Raw genomic sequence first — 14,099 nt, 5'->3', positions numbered from 1 at the left:
GTACAGGGCGGCCTGCGGGCTCACCCACGGGAGCGCCCGAGGCTCAGCCGCGGCTCCCGGTGGGCTCGGCGAGAGGCCAGCGGTCCCAGCACCGAGGCTGCCGCGAGCCCGCGGGTTGCGAGCCAGGGGATGATCCCGGCGATGATCGCTCCGGAGAGCGCGAAGCAGCTGATGTGGATGGCCGTCTCGACCGGTGCGTAGGCGTACATCGGCACGATCCAGTGATAGGTGATCCCACCAGTCAGTCCGGAGGCGGCCCCGGCGAGCATCGCGAACTCCAGCGAGAACCGGCGGTAGGCCACCGCCAGGAAGATCAGCTCCGCGCCGAGGCCCTGCATGAAGCCGGAGGAGAGCACCGTGAGTCCCCACTGCGAGCCGAGCAGCGCCGAGACCGCCGCGGCGACCATCTCGCAGTAGATCGCGGCACCAGGCTTGCGGATCACCAGGGCACCCAGGACGGCGGGAAACAGCCACATCCCGTGGACCAGGGTCTCCACCGGCGGGTAGAAGACGAAGAGGTTGCCGATCAGGTGGTAGCTGAGGTTCCAGCCCCAGAAGATCACCCCCGAGGCGACGGCGAGCACCGAGGCGACCACGATGTCAGAGACCGACCAGCGCCAGGACCGGGCGGGGGAGTGGGCGGTGCCGCTGCGGGCGGAGGAGGTTGCGTGCTGGCTGCTGCTCATGATGCTTCTCCCTGAGTGGGGGCGGACCAAGAGCACGCAGGAGGGAGGCTCGCGCCGCAGCATGAGCATCCGAGTGAAGATTCTCGACTTCCTTCGCAGGTCCTAACCTGATCAGGTGCGAGGGTCTGGGCCTTCAGCCCACTCTCAGCACCCTGCCGACGCGGTGCTGGCCTTCCGGCCAGGCATTCCGTCGAGGGGTGCTCCCCTGTCGTGTCTCAAATGACGTGCACTAGAGTAACACCAGGACACCGACCCACCACCTGAGGAGAACCCCGTGGACAAGCTTCTGGACAAGGGCATGGCCCTTGGCATCTCACTGGCCGGCGGCTTCGTCGCGACCCGCATCTTCGACTTCGTGTGGAAGCAGGCCACCGGCGACGACGCTCCGCGGGTGGCCAACGATGAGATGACGCTCAAGCGCGCGCTGGCCTTCTCGATCGGCTCCGCCGCCGTCTCGGCCACCGTGCAGGTGCTCTCCCAGCGCGGCGCGAGCTCCACGGTGAAGAAGCTGCGCAAGAAGGTCGGGGACCGCGCGGAGGTCTGATCGATGCTCTTAGCTGCTGCGCAGGTCACCACCGGCCCGGACCCGGACGCCAATCTCGAGCTGATCCGCGACTACGCGCAGCGCGCCGCGCAGGCCGGGGCGCGCGTCGTGGTCTTCCCCGAGGCCGCTCAGCGCGCCTTCGGGCATTCGCTCGCCGAGGTCGCGGAGCCGGTCACCGGCCCCTGGGCCGAGCAGGTCCGCGCCATCGCGCGGGAGTCGCAGATCGTGATCGTCGCAGGTATGTTCACCCCGGGAGTGCCCAGCGCCGATGGCCGCCCCCGGGTGGTCAACACGCTGATCGCGGTGGGCCCGACCGGCTCCGAGATGGAGGTCGACGTCGCCTACGACAAGATCCACCTCTACGACGCCTTCGGCTTCAAGGAGTCCGACGGCGTCCAGCCGGGCCGCAGTCCGGCGCAGTTCCAGGTCGACGGGGTCACCTTCGGGCTGGCGACCTGCTATGACATCCGCTTCCCGAACCTGTTCACCGCCCACGCCCGTTCGGGCGCCCATGTGACCCTGGTGCCGGCCTCCTGGGGCGCCGGGGAGGGCAAGCTCGCGCAGTGGCGGCTGCTTGCCCAGGCCAGGGCGCTGGACTCCACCCAGTACATCCTTGCCTGCGGGCAGGCAGATCCTGCTGCAGCCGGCGTGGATGCGGTGCCGGGAGCTCCTACCGGGGTGGGGCATTCCATGATCGTCTCACCGCTGGGAGTTCCGCTGAGCGAGGCCCAGGCGGCGCCGGAGCTGCTGCTCGCGGAGGTGGACGTGGACGTGGTCAGCCGGACCCGAGAGCTGGTTCCGGTGCTGCAGAACGCCCGCCCGCTCTGAGCCGACGCCCGCCCGCTTTGTGCTGACGCATGCGCGGTCTGCGTCTGCGCCCGCACAGTCTGCGCATGCGCGCGAACTGGGACGTCAGTCCGTCGGGTGGTTCACCGGGAGGTCCTGGTCCAGGAAGCTGTTCAGCTGCGCGGTGAGCTCCGGGTCCACGGCGAGCTCGTGCTCATCGATCCGATTCACCGGGGCGGCGAGTCGGACCGAGGAGAGCAGCCAGACATGGTCTGCTGCCCGCAGGTCTTCCGGGGTGAGCGGGCCGTAGCCGAGCTTCCACCCGGCTCGTTCCGCGGCGGTGAAGATGGCGCCCTGTGTGGTGCCGGGCAGGATGCCGGTCTCCAGCACCGGGGTGATCAGGGTCGGGGGCTCGCCCTCGCCCCCCGCCCGGGCGATCAGCACGGTGGAAGTGGGGCCCTCGAGGACCTGGCCGTCGGAGGTGGTGAAGATGACGTCGTCGAAGCCTCCGGCCTCGGCGTGACGCAGCGCCGCCATGTTCACCGCGTAGCTCAACGTCTTGGCGCCGAGCACCAGCCAGGGCGCGCGCTCTGCGGCCGTGGAGTCGTATCCGCGGTCCAGCAGCGTCACGGCCAGCGGCTTCCCGCGGTTGGCGCGCATGCTCTCGGCCACCGGGGTCAGCATCAGCCAATAGGTGCCGGCGAAGGCCGGGTCCTCAGAGGCTGGTTCGTTCTCCACCCCACGGGTGGCCACCAGCTTGATCGCCAGCTCCTCGGGCACCCCGCCCCGGGCGCGGTATTCCTCAAGGCCCAGTCCGACCGCCGCCTCCCAGGATTCCGCAGGCGGGACGCCGATGTCGAGGATGGCCGCGGAGCGACGCAGCCGTGCCAGGTGGGCATCGAGCTTTCGTGGCGTCCCATTGACGGCGAACATGGTCTCGAATATCCCATCCCCGCGAATGGCACCGAGGTCGGTGACCCGCAGCTGGGGCTGGTGCGGGTCAAAGACCGCACCGTGGGGGTGTTCGGCGTCGATCCGTACGGCGACGGCGGCCACAGAGTCATCACGAAAGTGCTCAGCCATGACTACAGCCTAGCCGCTGTGCGGCGCACCGGGTGCGAGGGTGCGGGACGGACCAAGTAGGCTTAAGCAGGGAAGGACGGGGGGATGCGGTGCTGTGGCCATTCAGCGGGTTGGGACTCGACGACCTCCCGCAGTGGATCTTCCTGATCATCCTGGTGTTCGAGGTCGGCGTCCGGGTGGCAGTGATCGGGATCATCCCGTCAAATCGACGCCCCAACACGGCCATGGCCTGGCTGCTGGCGATCTTCTTCATCCCCGCGGTGGGCCTGCCGCTCTTCCTGCTCCTGGGCCGCAGCAAGCTCTCCTCGCGTCGCCAGGAGCGGCAGCGCAGGATGAACGAGGCGCTGCTGGAGGCGACCAGCCAGATGGAGCTCTCGGACCAGCTGCGCGAGCACGAACAGCTCAGCGCCACCGTCGTGCTCAACCGCAATCTCGGAGCCTTCCCCATCCAGGAGGGCAACCAGCTCACGCTGATCACGGATTACCGGGCAACGTTCACCTGGCTGGTCGATCAGATCGATGAGGCTCGGGAATACGTCCACGTGCTCTTCTACATCGTCGGCGATGACCCCGAGTTCAGTGGACCGGTCCTGGATGCGATGGAGCGCGCCGCGGAGCGCGGGGTCAAGGTGCGCTTCCTCTACGACCACCTCGGGACGTCCCGGGTCAAGGGCTACCGCCGGCTCAAGCGCAGGCTGCGCCGGTCCAAGATCGAATGGCACCGGGTGCTGCCGATCCGCCCGCTGCGTCGTCGCTTCTCCCGGCTTGACCTGCGCAATCACCGCAAGATCGTCGTCATCGACGGTCTCACCGCGCTGACCGGCTCCACGAACCTGATCGAACCGCACTACCAGCGCCCGGCGGCGGTGCGCATGGGTCGCCACTGGGTGGAGCTCAACGTCGTGCTCACCGGTCCGGCGGTGACCGGGCTGGACATCGTCTTCGCCTCGGACTGGTACGCCGAGACGAACGAGAACCTCGGCGAGAAGCTGCTGGTGGACCTGGAGGCCGACGAAGCCTCATCCGGGGGCTCCCTGGTCCAGGTGGTCCCCTCCGGACCGGGGTTCCCGGATGAGAACAATCTGAGGCTCTTCAACGATCTGATCTATCAGGCCACGGACCGGATCATCATCTCCACGCCGTATCTGGTCCCCGACGACTCGCTGCTCTACGCGCTGACCAATGCCGCGCACCGCGACGTGGAGGTGATGGTGCTGGTCTCGAAGAAGGCCGACCAGTTCACCGTCCAACATGCTCAGCAGTCCTACTACCAGATCCTGCTCGAAGCGGGGGTGCGCATCTTCCGCTACCCGGACCCTGATGTGCTCCACGCCAAATTCATGATCATCGACGAACACGTCGCGGTGCTGGGCTCCTCGAACATGGATATGCGCTCGTTCTCGCTGAACCTCGAAGTCACCCTGATGATCGTCGACGTCGCCAAGGTCGCCGAGATCGAGGAGGTCTTCACCCGATACCTGCTGCTCTCCACCGAGCTGGACCAGAAGGAGTGGGCGCGCAGGCCCTGGCACGTGCGGTACCTCGACAATACGTTCCGGCTGACCTCGGGCCTGCAGTAGAGCCCTCCGCCAGGAGGCTATATACTCTCTGCCCAGGATCCCGGAGCGCTGGCTTCGGCCCGTTCACCTGTGCCGATGAGACCTGAGGAAACATGATCGGATTGCGTTCGAGCTCCCGCCGAGCCGCGCCCTCCGCGACCCGAACCACGCGTCTCCTGGCCGTCCTCGCCGCCGCGACACTGACCATTACTGCGTGCTCGCCCGGCGCCGAGGACCCGCAGCCCGCGCAGGATGCCGCCGCCGCGAGCTCCCTGCCAGCCGAGAGTCCTGAGTCTGGAAGTCCTGGGTCCGGGAGTCCTGAGTCCGGAAGTTCCCCGGAAGGCGGCGACGACGCAGACCAGGACGAATCGGGCAGCGAGGCCTCGGCCGAGCCGGAGCCCCAGGAGCTGCTCACCCAGCGCGAGATCTCACAGATCCTGCTCACCCAGTCGGAGCTGCCCTTCACCCCGGACCGCCACTCCACGCTCACCGGGCTGGACTTCTTCCAGAACCAGCTCGGAGTCGCCGCCGAGGTGTACACCGAGAGCTTCGGCGAGGGGGAGTGTGCCTCCGCCATGGACCGGATCAACGCCGATCTGATCGGGGAGCGGCCAGAGCTCGGCGTCGTCCAGGAGTACCAGCACGAGCTCGGTGATCGCACCGAGAGCCTCTACGTCTGGATGCTCGGTCTTGAGGAGTCGCCGGACTCGGGGGCCATCTGGGACCGGGTCATCGAGGCCTGCACCGCGCAGCCGCTGCGCGGCGAGACCGATTCGGTGGACTTCGAGGCCTATGAGGCTCATGATTTCCGAGGCCTGGAGCTGGACATGGAGGTCCACGACGGTGAGTCCGTGGTGGAGGTCCTCGGGTTCTCGGCAAGCATGGACTACGGCAGGCACCTGCTGATGGTCAGCGCGGCGAATATGGACGCCGAGACCTTCGATGCCATCGTGGAGCTGCAGGCGAAGAAGCTCGCCACCTTTGACCACCAGCGCGGGGAGTAACACCGGCGCGACGAGCAACACCGGCGCGACGAGCAACACCGGCGCGGCGAGCAACACCGGCGCGCAGTGCTGGTGGCAGTGCGGCGGCGCCGAGCGGCAGCCCGCGGCAGCACGGCAACCTCGACCGGCCGCGCTGAGCAGCGCCGGTGCGGCCAGTGCGTCTCACCCCTCCCGGTGGGCGGCGGCTGGCTCGGGGAACGGCGCCCCGAGGGCCTGCAGCACGCCACGTGACTTGGTGCGCACCTCTTCCCATTCCTCGGCGGGCTCCGAATCGGCGGTGATCGCCCCGCCCAGCCCCAGGTGGAAGCGGCGCGCCTCTGGTGAGCCGCTGAGCACGACCGTGCGGATGAGCACCGCCAGGTCCGAGGCGCCGTTGAGGCTGAAGTACCCTGCCACTCCCGAGTAGGGCCCGCGGGCACCGGTCTCCAGCCGTTGCAGGATCTCCATCGTGGAGATCTTCGGCGCCCCGGTCATCGAGCCCGGGGGGAAGGCATCGGCCACGACCCGCGCCCGGGAGGTGTGCTTCGGCAGCTGTGCACTGATCGTGGAGACCAGCTGGTGCACCGTGGGGTAGGTCTCCACGGCGCAGAGCCGCTCTGTGCGCAGACTCCCCGGCACGGCGTGGATCGAGAGGTCGTTGCGGACCAGGTCCGCGATCATCACGTTCTCGGCACGATCCTTCGGGTGGGTGCGCAGATCCTCCACCAGCGCCTGGTCCTGCGCCTCGGTGGACCCGCGCGGTCTGGTGCCCTTGATCGGCTCCGAACGCACCCTGCCGCTGGAGCTGATGCTCAGGAAACGCTCCGGTGAGGTGGAGAGGATCTCGGTCTCCCCGATGCTCAGGAACGCCGTGAAGGGCGCCCGGTTCCGAGCGCGCAGCGCCGAGAACACCTCGACGCCGCGCGCGCTGCCCGGCGTCAGAGTTCCAGTGATCGCGGTGGTCAGGCAGATCTCGTAGCTGTTTCCGGCGGTGATCTCCCGCTTGGCCTGCACGATCGCGGCAAGGTAGGCGCTGCGGGAATCCCGGACCGCAGCCTCACGGAGAACACCGCGCTGCTCTGGCGCTGCGTCCCCGGCATCGGGGTGCTCCGACCCCTCCGACCCGTCCGGCGCAGCGGGGCGTCGCGGGAGTCCTGCCAGGGACCCGGTCACCCGCTCCTCCCAGTCGCCCATCGTCTCCGCCTCCAGGCACTGAAGCTCCAGCTGCCCCCGGTGATGATGAATGACCACGGCGTGGGTGGCGCGGAACAGGCTGGCCTCCTCCGAGGGGAGATCGCCGGACCGGGAGGCACTCTCGGTCGGCTCGGTGGGATCCTCGATCGGGTCGGGGGAGCCTGCTTCGCGCTTGAGCTCATAGCCCAGCCAGCCCACCCAGCCGAGTGCGAACCGGGGAGCGTCGGCCTGTGCTGGGCCGCCGAACCCCTGACTGATCTGCCAGTTCTCCGCGAGCCAGTCGAAGAAGGGCTGCCGGTGCCGGGTGGTTCCGCCGTCGGCCCGCACCCTCATCTGCCCCCGCGAGTGGCTCACCGTCGCCGCCTGAGTCCCGAAGGAGAAGGCCAAGATGCTGTGTGCGCTGCGGGCTGGCTGCGTGGTCCGGGCGTGATCGCTGCTCTCCAACAGTGCGGCGGGGACACCCGGCAGCTGGGAGGTCAGCGCAGCGAAGAGCCGTGCCGCAAGATCCTCGGTGATGCCGTCCGGGACTCCGCCGGCGCTGCCCCCGGCTCGGGCGAGCAGCTCGTCAAGGTCCAGCAGCCGGCTTCTCGGCGCAGCCCTCATGGGGTCCCCGGTGCAGCGGTCATGGATCAAGGATGGCACAGGCCCGGGGCGCGTCTCGGCGCGCTACGATGTCGCCCATGTCATCTGAGGCACAGCGGTCCGAGATCGTAGAACCGCGACGGGGACGTCCGCGCAGCGAAGCCTCCCACCAGGCGGTCCTGGACGCCACGGCACGGCTGCTCCGTGCGAGCCCCTATGAGGAGCTCACCGTGGAGGCCATCGCCTCGGAGGCGGGGGTGAGCAAGCAGACCATCTATCGCTGGTGGAAGTCCAAGGCGGCCGTGGTGCTGGAGTTGATGCTCACCGGGGACGCCGAGATCGAGCTGGTCCCCATGCCCTCCACCGGTGACCTGCGCGCGGACTGCCTGACCTGGATCCGCGGCATGATCGTCGAAGCCTTCCGGGAGACCCATGTCGGGATGGCGCGCAGCCTCGTGGCGGCCGGGCTCCAGGGTGATCCTGGAACGGAGCGCCTGCTGCAGCAGGCGAGCATGTGGGATCACGGGCTGCTCGCGGAGCGGCTCCGCGAGGCCGAGCGGGCCGGTGAGCTTCGCGAGGGCGTGGACATCGCCGCGGCGGCCTCCGCGATCGGAGACCCACTGATCTTCCGGATGCTCATCGGCTCCGCCCCCAGCCGGGGCTGGGCGGAGAGCCTGGTCGACGTCGTCCTGACCGGGCTGCTGCGTCCCGAGGCGGGAACCGACCGCCCTTGATCCGCTGAGCCTGGTCGCAGACCTGCTTCACAAACCCGCTTCACAAACCCGGCAGAGAATTTCGAGACGCCGCGTTCCGTTTATGATCGTGTCATGGCAAAGCTCCTTTATCGCCTCGGCCTGCTCTCCGCGCGCCGAGCCAAGACCGTCGTGGCAGCCTGGTTCGCCATGCTCGCCCTCGCCGTCAGCTCCTTCCTCGCCTTCGGCGGACAGCTGACGGATCAGATCACGCTTCCTGACCTGGAGACCACCGCGGTCGCGGATCGCCTGGCCGAGGAGATGCCGGACTCCGGCGGCGGCAACGCCTCGGCGCTGCTCCGCACCGAGGACGGCGAGCCGGTCACCGCGGAGCAGGAGGAGCAGGTCGCGCAGTTCATCGAGGAGCTCGAGACCGAGGACATCGTCAGCGGCGTCACCGATCCCTTCGCCACCGAGGACCAGATCGCTGACGCGCGCAGCGAGATCTCCTCGGGTGAGGAGGAGCTTGAGTCCGGCCGCCAGGAGCTCGAGACCAACCGCGAAGAGCTGGACTCCGGCCGCGAGGAGATCGAGTCCGGGCTCGAGCAGGTCGATGCGGGCCAGGAGCAGCTCGACGCGGCCATCGCCGATGCTCAGGAGCAGGGCATCTATGACGCCGCCGTGGCCCAGTTCGACGCGCAGCAGGCAGAGCTCGACGCCAGCCGCGCCGAGCTTGAGGCCGCGCAGCAGGAGCTCGAGGCCGGGGAGGAGGAGCTGAACTCCGGCGAGGACGAGCTCACCGCCGCCGCCGAGGAGCTCGAGCGCGGCGCCGCGCTGCTGGAGCTCTCCTCCGGGGCCCAGGTGGTCTCTGAGGACGGCGACGTCGCGGTGCTGATGATCAACTTCACCGAGCCCATGGAGAGCATCGGGGCCGAGGACCTGGCGACCGTCTCCGAGGCGATCACCGAGGCAGAGATCGACGGCGTCGAGGCGCTGCCCGGCGGGGACCTGGACTTCGAGCTCCCGCACCTGTTCTCTATCGCCGAGCTGATCGGTCTGATGATCGCCGCAGCGGTGCTGCTGATCATGCTCGGCACACTCATCGGCGCAGGACTGCCGCTGCTCAACGCCCTGATCGGCGTCGGTGTCGGCGTCGCCGGCGCACTGGCGCTCTCCGGCGTCGTCGAGATGATGTCGATGACCCCGATCCTGGGTCTCATGCTGGGCCTGGCCGTGGGCATCGACTACTCGCTGTTCATCATCCACCGGCACCGCCGGCAGCTGAAGGACGGCATGGCGATCCACAAGTCGATCGCGCTGGCCACCGGCACAGCGGGCAACGCCGTGGTCTTCGCCGGGGCCACCGTGGTGATCGCGCTGCTGGCGCTGAACGTCACCGGGCTGCCGTTCCTGGCCCTGATGGGCAGCGTCGCCGCCGCCTGTGTGGCCATCGCGGTGCTCATGGCGGTGACCATGACCCCGGCCATGCTTGCCCTGGTGGGCCGTCGGATCCTCGCCCGCAAGGAACGCCGCCGCATCGGTGAGCGTCGCAGCAAGGAGATCACCACCCAGATGGGCCATGGCAAGGCGATCGGCATCGCCGCTGCGGCGCTGATCGGACTCGGCGTGCTCTCCATCCCGACCTTCGATCTGCGCCTGGGACTTCCCGATGCCAGCTCCAATGCCGAAGACTCGGCCTCCTACCAGGCCTACACCGCCACCGAGGAGGCCTTCGGCCAGGGGGTCAACGGACCGCTCCTGGTCCTCGCCGATCTGCCCGAAGGTCTCGACGAGACCCAGGCGCAGGAGTATCAGATCGAGATCGGCACCGCGCTGCTGGAGAATCAGAACATCGCCGCAGCCGTGCCCGCCGCGCTGAACGAGGACAACACGCTCGGGGTCTTCCAGGTCATTCCCGAGGAAGGGCCCGCCGCGGAGTCCACCGAGAACCTGGTGCATGAGTTCCGCGACGGTAACCCGCTCGCCGGCACGGATGCTGCCGATGTCCAGCTCTCTGTGGCGGGGATGACGGCGGCGCAGATCGACATGTCAGATGTCATCTCCGATGCGCTGCCGCTGTACCTGGCCCTGGTCATCGGGCTCTCGCTGCTGCTGATGATCATGGTGTTCCGCTCGATCCTGCTCCCGGTGATCGCGACGCTGGGCTTCGTCGGGTCCTTTGCGGCCGCTGTGGGCATCGTGGTCGCGGTGTTCCAGTGGGGCTGGCTCAGTGACGTCTTCGGCGTCACGACGCCGGGCCCGGTCCTGACCTTCCTGCCGGTGCTGATGGTCGGCATCCTGTTCGGGCTGGCGATGGATTATCAGCTCTTCACCGCCTCCGGGATGCGCGAGGCCTACGCCCACGGCTCCGCGCCGCGGCTGGCCGTGCGCCAGGGCCTGCATGCCGGACGCTCGGTGGTCACCGCAGCAGCCCTGATCATGGCCTCGGTGTTCGCCGGCTTCGTGTTCACCGATGATCCGATGATCGCCTCGATGGGCCTGGGGCTCTCCGTGGGAGTGCTGCTGGATGCCTTTGTGGTTCGACTGCTGCTGGTGCCGGCGCTGCTTCACCTGGCTGGGCCCGCCGCCTGGTGGCTGCCCAGGTGGCTGGATCGCCTGATCCCAGACGTCGATGTCGAAGGCGCTCAGCTTGAGCGCGAGGTCGTCAGTGATCCCGCCAGCTCCTCTGATGGGATCGAGCCGCTGGGGGACAAGAAGCAGCCTGCGCACACGCGCTGATCGATCCGCATATAGAGTCGCCCGGCACCGCAATGCGGTGCCGGGCGACTCTATGTGATCGCCTGTCCGGTCCTGGCAGGGCCAGGCGGTCCTGTGCGAGGGATCTACTGGGCGTCGTCGTCCTGGTCCACGGGATCCTCGAGCAGCTCGTAGACGCCGTCGATGATCTGGTTCGGACGGAACGGGAAGTCCGCGATGCTGGCGCGGCTGGAGAGCCCGGTCATCACCAGGATCGTGTGCATCCCGGCCTCCATGCCGGCCACGATATCGGTGTCCATCCGGTCCCCGATCATCGCGGTCTCCATGGAATGCGCACCGAGATGATTCAGCGCCGATCGGAACATCATCGGGTTGGGCTTGCCGACCACATACGGGACCCGTCCGGTGGCCTTGGTGATCAGTGAGGCGATGGCGCCGGTGGCTGGCAGCACGCCCTCCGGGCTCGGCCCGGTCGCGTCGGGGTTGGTGAGGATGAACCGTGCGCCGTCGTTGATCAGCCGGACGGCCTTGGTGATGGCCTCGAAGCTGTAGTTCCTGGTCTCACCGACGACCACGTAGTCCGGATTGGTCTCGGTCATGATGAAGCCTGCCGCGTGGACCGCAGTGGTGAGTCCGGCCTCGCCGATGACGTAGCAGCTGCCCTGAGCGTTGGACTCCGGGTCGATCTGGTTCGCCAGGAACGTGGCCGAGGCCAGCGCTGAGGTCCAGATGCGCTCCTCCGGCACGACCAGTCCGGAATGTCGCAGCCGGGCGCTGAGATCCCGGGCGGTGAAGATCGAGTTGTTCGTCAGCACCAGGTAGGGGAGATCCTTGCGCCGCCACTGCTCCAGCAGCTCTGCGGCACCCGGAAGCGCCTCCTGCTCCCGGACGAGCACCCCGTCCATATCGGTCAGCCAGCATTCGATGTTCTCACCGTTCATGACCTGATCCTATGTCTTCCGGCCACAGGGCTACCAGCAATCAGCCCTGGGACCTGGGACACAGCCGCGATGCACACCCTTGACGCAACGCTGCCTCTATGGTTCATTAGTAGAGTAATTAACCATAGAGGTAGCGCACCGGGTATTGTCGAGGTGTTCTCAAGGAGAGGTGGATCGGGTCGTGGAAGAGGGTCGGGCACTGTTCGTGCAGATCGCCGAGCAGCTGGAGGCCGCCGTCCTTGACGGTTCCCTGGCTGAAGGCGAGCGTGCCCCCTCGACCAATGAGCTGGCATCCTTCCACCGGATCAATCCGGCCACGGCCGCCAAAGGCATCAACCTGCTGGTGGACCGCGGGATCCTGCTCAAGCGCCGAGGGCTGGGCATGTTCGTGGCTCCCGGTGCCCGGGAGATCCTCACCGCCCAGCGTCGTGCGCAGTTCGCCGCGAACTACCTCGACCCGGTCATCACCGAGGGCCGCGCCGTCGGACTCTCGGTGGAGTCCATCATTGAGATGCTCCGCGCCAGGGCGTGAACAGCGCGCAGGGCGCCGAAGGAAGGAGGCGGTCATGAGCACCGCCATAGAACTGATCCGAGTCTCGCGCAGATATCGCAGTGCCACGGCGCTGCAGGAGATCTCGCTGCGGCTCGAGAAGGACGTCATCCACGGGCTGCTCGGTCGCAACGGTGCCGGGAAGACCACGCTGATGTCCATCGCCACAGCTCAGGACTGGCCCTCGAGCGGAGAGGTGCGGGTCCTGGGAGAGCGCCCGCATGAGAACGAGCAGGTGCTTCCGAAGATCTGTTTCGTCCGTGAGGAACAGCGCTACGTCGACGACGCGCTGGCCAAGCACGCCTTCGCAGCTGCAGGCCGGGCGTTTCCGAATTGGAACGCTGAGCTGGCCGCTCAGCTGGCCCGCGAATTCAGAGTCCCGGAGAAGACCCGGATCAAGAAGATGTCCCGAGGTCAGCGCTCCGCAGTTGGTGTCATCATCGGGATCGCCTCGCGAGCCGAGGTGACCTTCTTCGACGAGCCATACATGGGGCTTGATGCCGTGGCCCGCCAGCTGTTCTACGACCGGCTGCTCGAGGACTATGCCGAGCATCCGCGCACCGTCGTGATCTCCTCCCACCTGATCGATGAGATCGCGCACCTGATAGAGACCGTCGTGTTGATCGACCAGGGCCAGATCCTGCTCCAGGAGCCGGTGGAGCAGCTGCGCGACCGCGCTGTCACCCTGGTTGGCCGAGCAGACGCCGTGGCAGAGATTGCCGGCGCCAGAGAGGTGCTGCACCACGAAGCGATGGGACGGATCGTGCGGACCACCGTCCTGGGCGCCCTCGACGAGACGCAACGTCGGGCGTTGCAGGAGCGGGATGTGGATGTCGCCCCCGTCTCCCTGCAGCAGCTCATCGTGCGCCTCACGGCGCGCGAGCACTCGATTCACCAGACCGTTGCGGATCCGACCGAGGAGGTGGCCCGATGAGCATCACCCTTGACCCCACGACTCCGGAGGCTCAGGGGGTGGGAACGAGGTGCTCCAGCTTCGCCCGCGTTCCCGCAGCCTTCAGGCTGCAGTTCACGGTGCCTTCGGCCATGATCGGAGTCCCGCTGGTCGTGTTCTTCGGTGCCTGGGCCGTGGCCGTCGGCATCGGCCACTGGGTGCGCTACCTGGCAGGCGGCGATCCGGGGCCCGGGTATACCGGGGCTGCGCAGGCCACGGTCTGGGCACTGGCCTTCATGGCCGCCTACTCGGCCTCGCACACCTTCCCTTTCGCCATGGCGCTGAGCTACAGCAGAAGGGTCTTCGTGCTCGGGGCGTTCCTGGCCTTCGCGGCGGTGTCTGCCGGTTTCGGTGCACTCTTCTCGATCGCCATCCTCCTTGAACGTGCGACCAATGGGTTCTGGGCCGAGAGCTACAGCTTCGATCTGCCCTTCATGACTCAGAACGCCGGGGTACCGGGTGCTGGGCTCCTCGCGGGGGCACTGTGTCTGGCGGCCATGATGGTCGGGTTCTTCTGGTCGATCCTGTATCGGCGCGTCAGCCTGCTTCTCCTCTGGGTCATCATCCTGGGTCTCGTGGCGCTGCTGGCGGTCGTGGTCATGCTCACGACGCAGAACGAGTGGTGGCCCCATGTGGGGGACTGGTTGGCGGCGCAGAGCGCGTACTCCTTCGCCGGGTGGGTGTTGTTGCTGGTCCTGGGGGTGACCGCGCTGAACTATGGGGTGATCCGGCGAGCGGTGCCCACCGTCTGAACCTCACCCGGCCCCAGGGCCGCGAAGCAGAAAGAAGGAAGCCCCAGATCGGCCAGCGTGAGGGGGATGCTTCATGG

At 67.8% G+C, this 14,099-nt stretch carries 13 protein-coding genes and 1 riboswitch; of the genes, 9 read left to right on the top strand and 4 right to left on the bottom strand.

What is annotated here, in order from left to right; genetic code table 11:
* Window positions 1–20: 20 nt before the first annotated feature.
* A complete protein-coding gene (locus HNR24_RS08535; protein ID WP_083504698.1) occupies window positions 21–686 on the bottom strand; it encodes an ECF transporter S component in 666 nt (221 codons plus the stop codon).
* 71 nt (window positions 687–757) lie between these two features.
* Window positions 758–903, bottom strand: a riboswitch (TPP riboswitch).
* Window positions 904–960: 57 nt separating this feature from the next.
* On the opposite strand from HNR24_RS08535, the gene HNR24_RS08530 reads away from it, so the two are divergent.
* Both HNR24_RS08530 and HNR24_RS08525 read left to right on the top strand, forming a co-directional pair.
* Window positions 961–1,230 carry a DUF4235 domain-containing protein gene (locus HNR24_RS08530; protein ID WP_058888110.1) on the top strand — a complete coding sequence of 90 codons (270 nt, stop codon included), beginning with the start codon at window positions 961–963 and terminating at the stop codon, window positions 1,228–1,230.
* Between the two features lie 3 nt (window positions 1,231–1,233).
* On the top strand, window positions 1,234–2,058 hold the full coding sequence (locus HNR24_RS08525; RefSeq protein ID WP_182495573.1) for a carbon-nitrogen hydrolase family protein: 825 nt from the start codon (window positions 1,234–1,236) through the stop codon (window positions 2,056–2,058).
* A gap of 84 nt (window positions 2,059–2,142) precedes the next feature.
* On the opposite strand, the gene HNR24_RS08520 is transcribed toward HNR24_RS08525, so the two are convergent.
* Window positions 2,143–3,099 (bottom strand): aminodeoxychorismate lyase, encoded by a 957-nt coding sequence (locus HNR24_RS08520; protein WP_058888112.1) that lies wholly within the window; start codon window positions 3,097–3,099, stop codon window positions 2,143–2,145.
* Window positions 3,100–3,188: 89 nt separating this feature from the next.
* Between HNR24_RS08520 and cls the strand changes: the two genes are divergently transcribed.
* Window positions 3,189–4,679, top strand: coding sequence for a cardiolipin synthase (cls, locus tag HNR24_RS08515; protein WP_182495572.1), 1,491 nt, complete (start codon window positions 3,189–3,191; stop codon window positions 4,677–4,679).
* 92 nt (window positions 4,680–4,771) lie between these two features.
* A complete protein-coding gene (locus HNR24_RS08510; RefSeq protein WP_182495571.1) occupies window positions 4,772–5,662 on the top strand; it encodes a hypothetical protein in 891 nt (296 codons plus the stop codon).
* A 162-nt stretch (window positions 5,663–5,824) separates the two neighbouring features.
* On the opposite strand, the gene HNR24_RS08505 is transcribed toward HNR24_RS08510, so the two are convergent.
* Window positions 5,825–7,438: an anthranilate synthase component I family protein gene (locus tag HNR24_RS08505; protein ID WP_182495570.1), complete on the bottom strand. Its 1,614-nt coding sequence runs from the start codon at window positions 7,436–7,438 to the stop codon at window positions 5,825–5,827.
* A 77-nt stretch (window positions 7,439–7,515) separates the two neighbouring features.
* Here HNR24_RS08505 and HNR24_RS08500 point away from each other — a divergent pair, with 77 nt between their 5' ends.
* On the top strand, window positions 7,516–8,151 hold the full coding sequence (locus tag HNR24_RS08500; RefSeq protein WP_182495569.1) for a TetR/AcrR family transcriptional regulator: 636 nt from the start codon (window positions 7,516–7,518) through the stop codon (window positions 8,149–8,151).
* Window positions 8,152–8,244: 93 nt separating this feature from the next.
* Window positions 8,245–10,848, top strand: coding sequence for an MMPL family transporter (locus HNR24_RS08495; RefSeq protein ID WP_182495568.1), 2,604 nt, complete (start codon window positions 8,245–8,247; stop codon window positions 10,846–10,848).
* 104 nt (window positions 10,849–10,952) lie between these two features.
* Here the strand turns inward: HNR24_RS08495 and HNR24_RS08490 are convergent, their stop codons facing one another.
* Complete coding sequence (locus tag HNR24_RS08490; RefSeq protein ID WP_058888116.1) at window positions 10,953–11,768, bottom strand: HAD-IIA family hydrolase; 816 nt, start codon at window positions 11,766–11,768, stop codon at window positions 10,953–10,955.
* Between the two features lie 169 nt (window positions 11,769–11,937).
* Between HNR24_RS08490 and HNR24_RS08485 the strand changes: the two genes are divergently transcribed.
* The 3 genes from HNR24_RS08485 to HNR24_RS08475 are packed head-to-tail and all read left to right on the top strand — an operon-like array spanning window position 11,938 to window position 14,022.
* Window positions 11,938–12,300 carry a GntR family transcriptional regulator gene (locus HNR24_RS08485; RefSeq protein WP_310735412.1) on the top strand — a complete coding sequence of 121 codons (363 nt, stop codon included), beginning with the start codon at window positions 11,938–11,940 and terminating at the stop codon, window positions 12,298–12,300.
* Window positions 12,301–12,334: 34 nt separating this feature from the next.
* Window positions 12,335–13,252 (top strand): ATP-binding cassette domain-containing protein, encoded by a 918-nt coding sequence (locus HNR24_RS08480; RefSeq protein ID WP_182495567.1) that lies wholly within the window; start codon window positions 12,335–12,337, stop codon window positions 13,250–13,252.
* The gene (locus HNR24_RS08475; RefSeq protein WP_182495566.1) at window positions 13,249–14,022 is read left to right on the top strand and encodes a hypothetical protein; all 774 of its coding nucleotides are present in this window, start codon (window positions 13,249–13,251) and stop codon (window positions 14,020–14,022) included. Before HNR24_RS08480 ends, HNR24_RS08475 begins: the two co-directional genes overlap by 4 nt.
* Window positions 14,023–14,099: the final 77 nt, after the last annotated feature.

Origin of the sequence: Nesterenkonia sandarakina (assembly GCF_014138825.1) — a bacterium.
Classification (GTDB): Bacteria; Actinomycetota; Actinomycetes; order Actinomycetales; family Micrococcaceae; genus Nesterenkonia; species Nesterenkonia sandarakina.
This window is presented reverse-complemented; position numbering and strand designations above follow the sequence as displayed.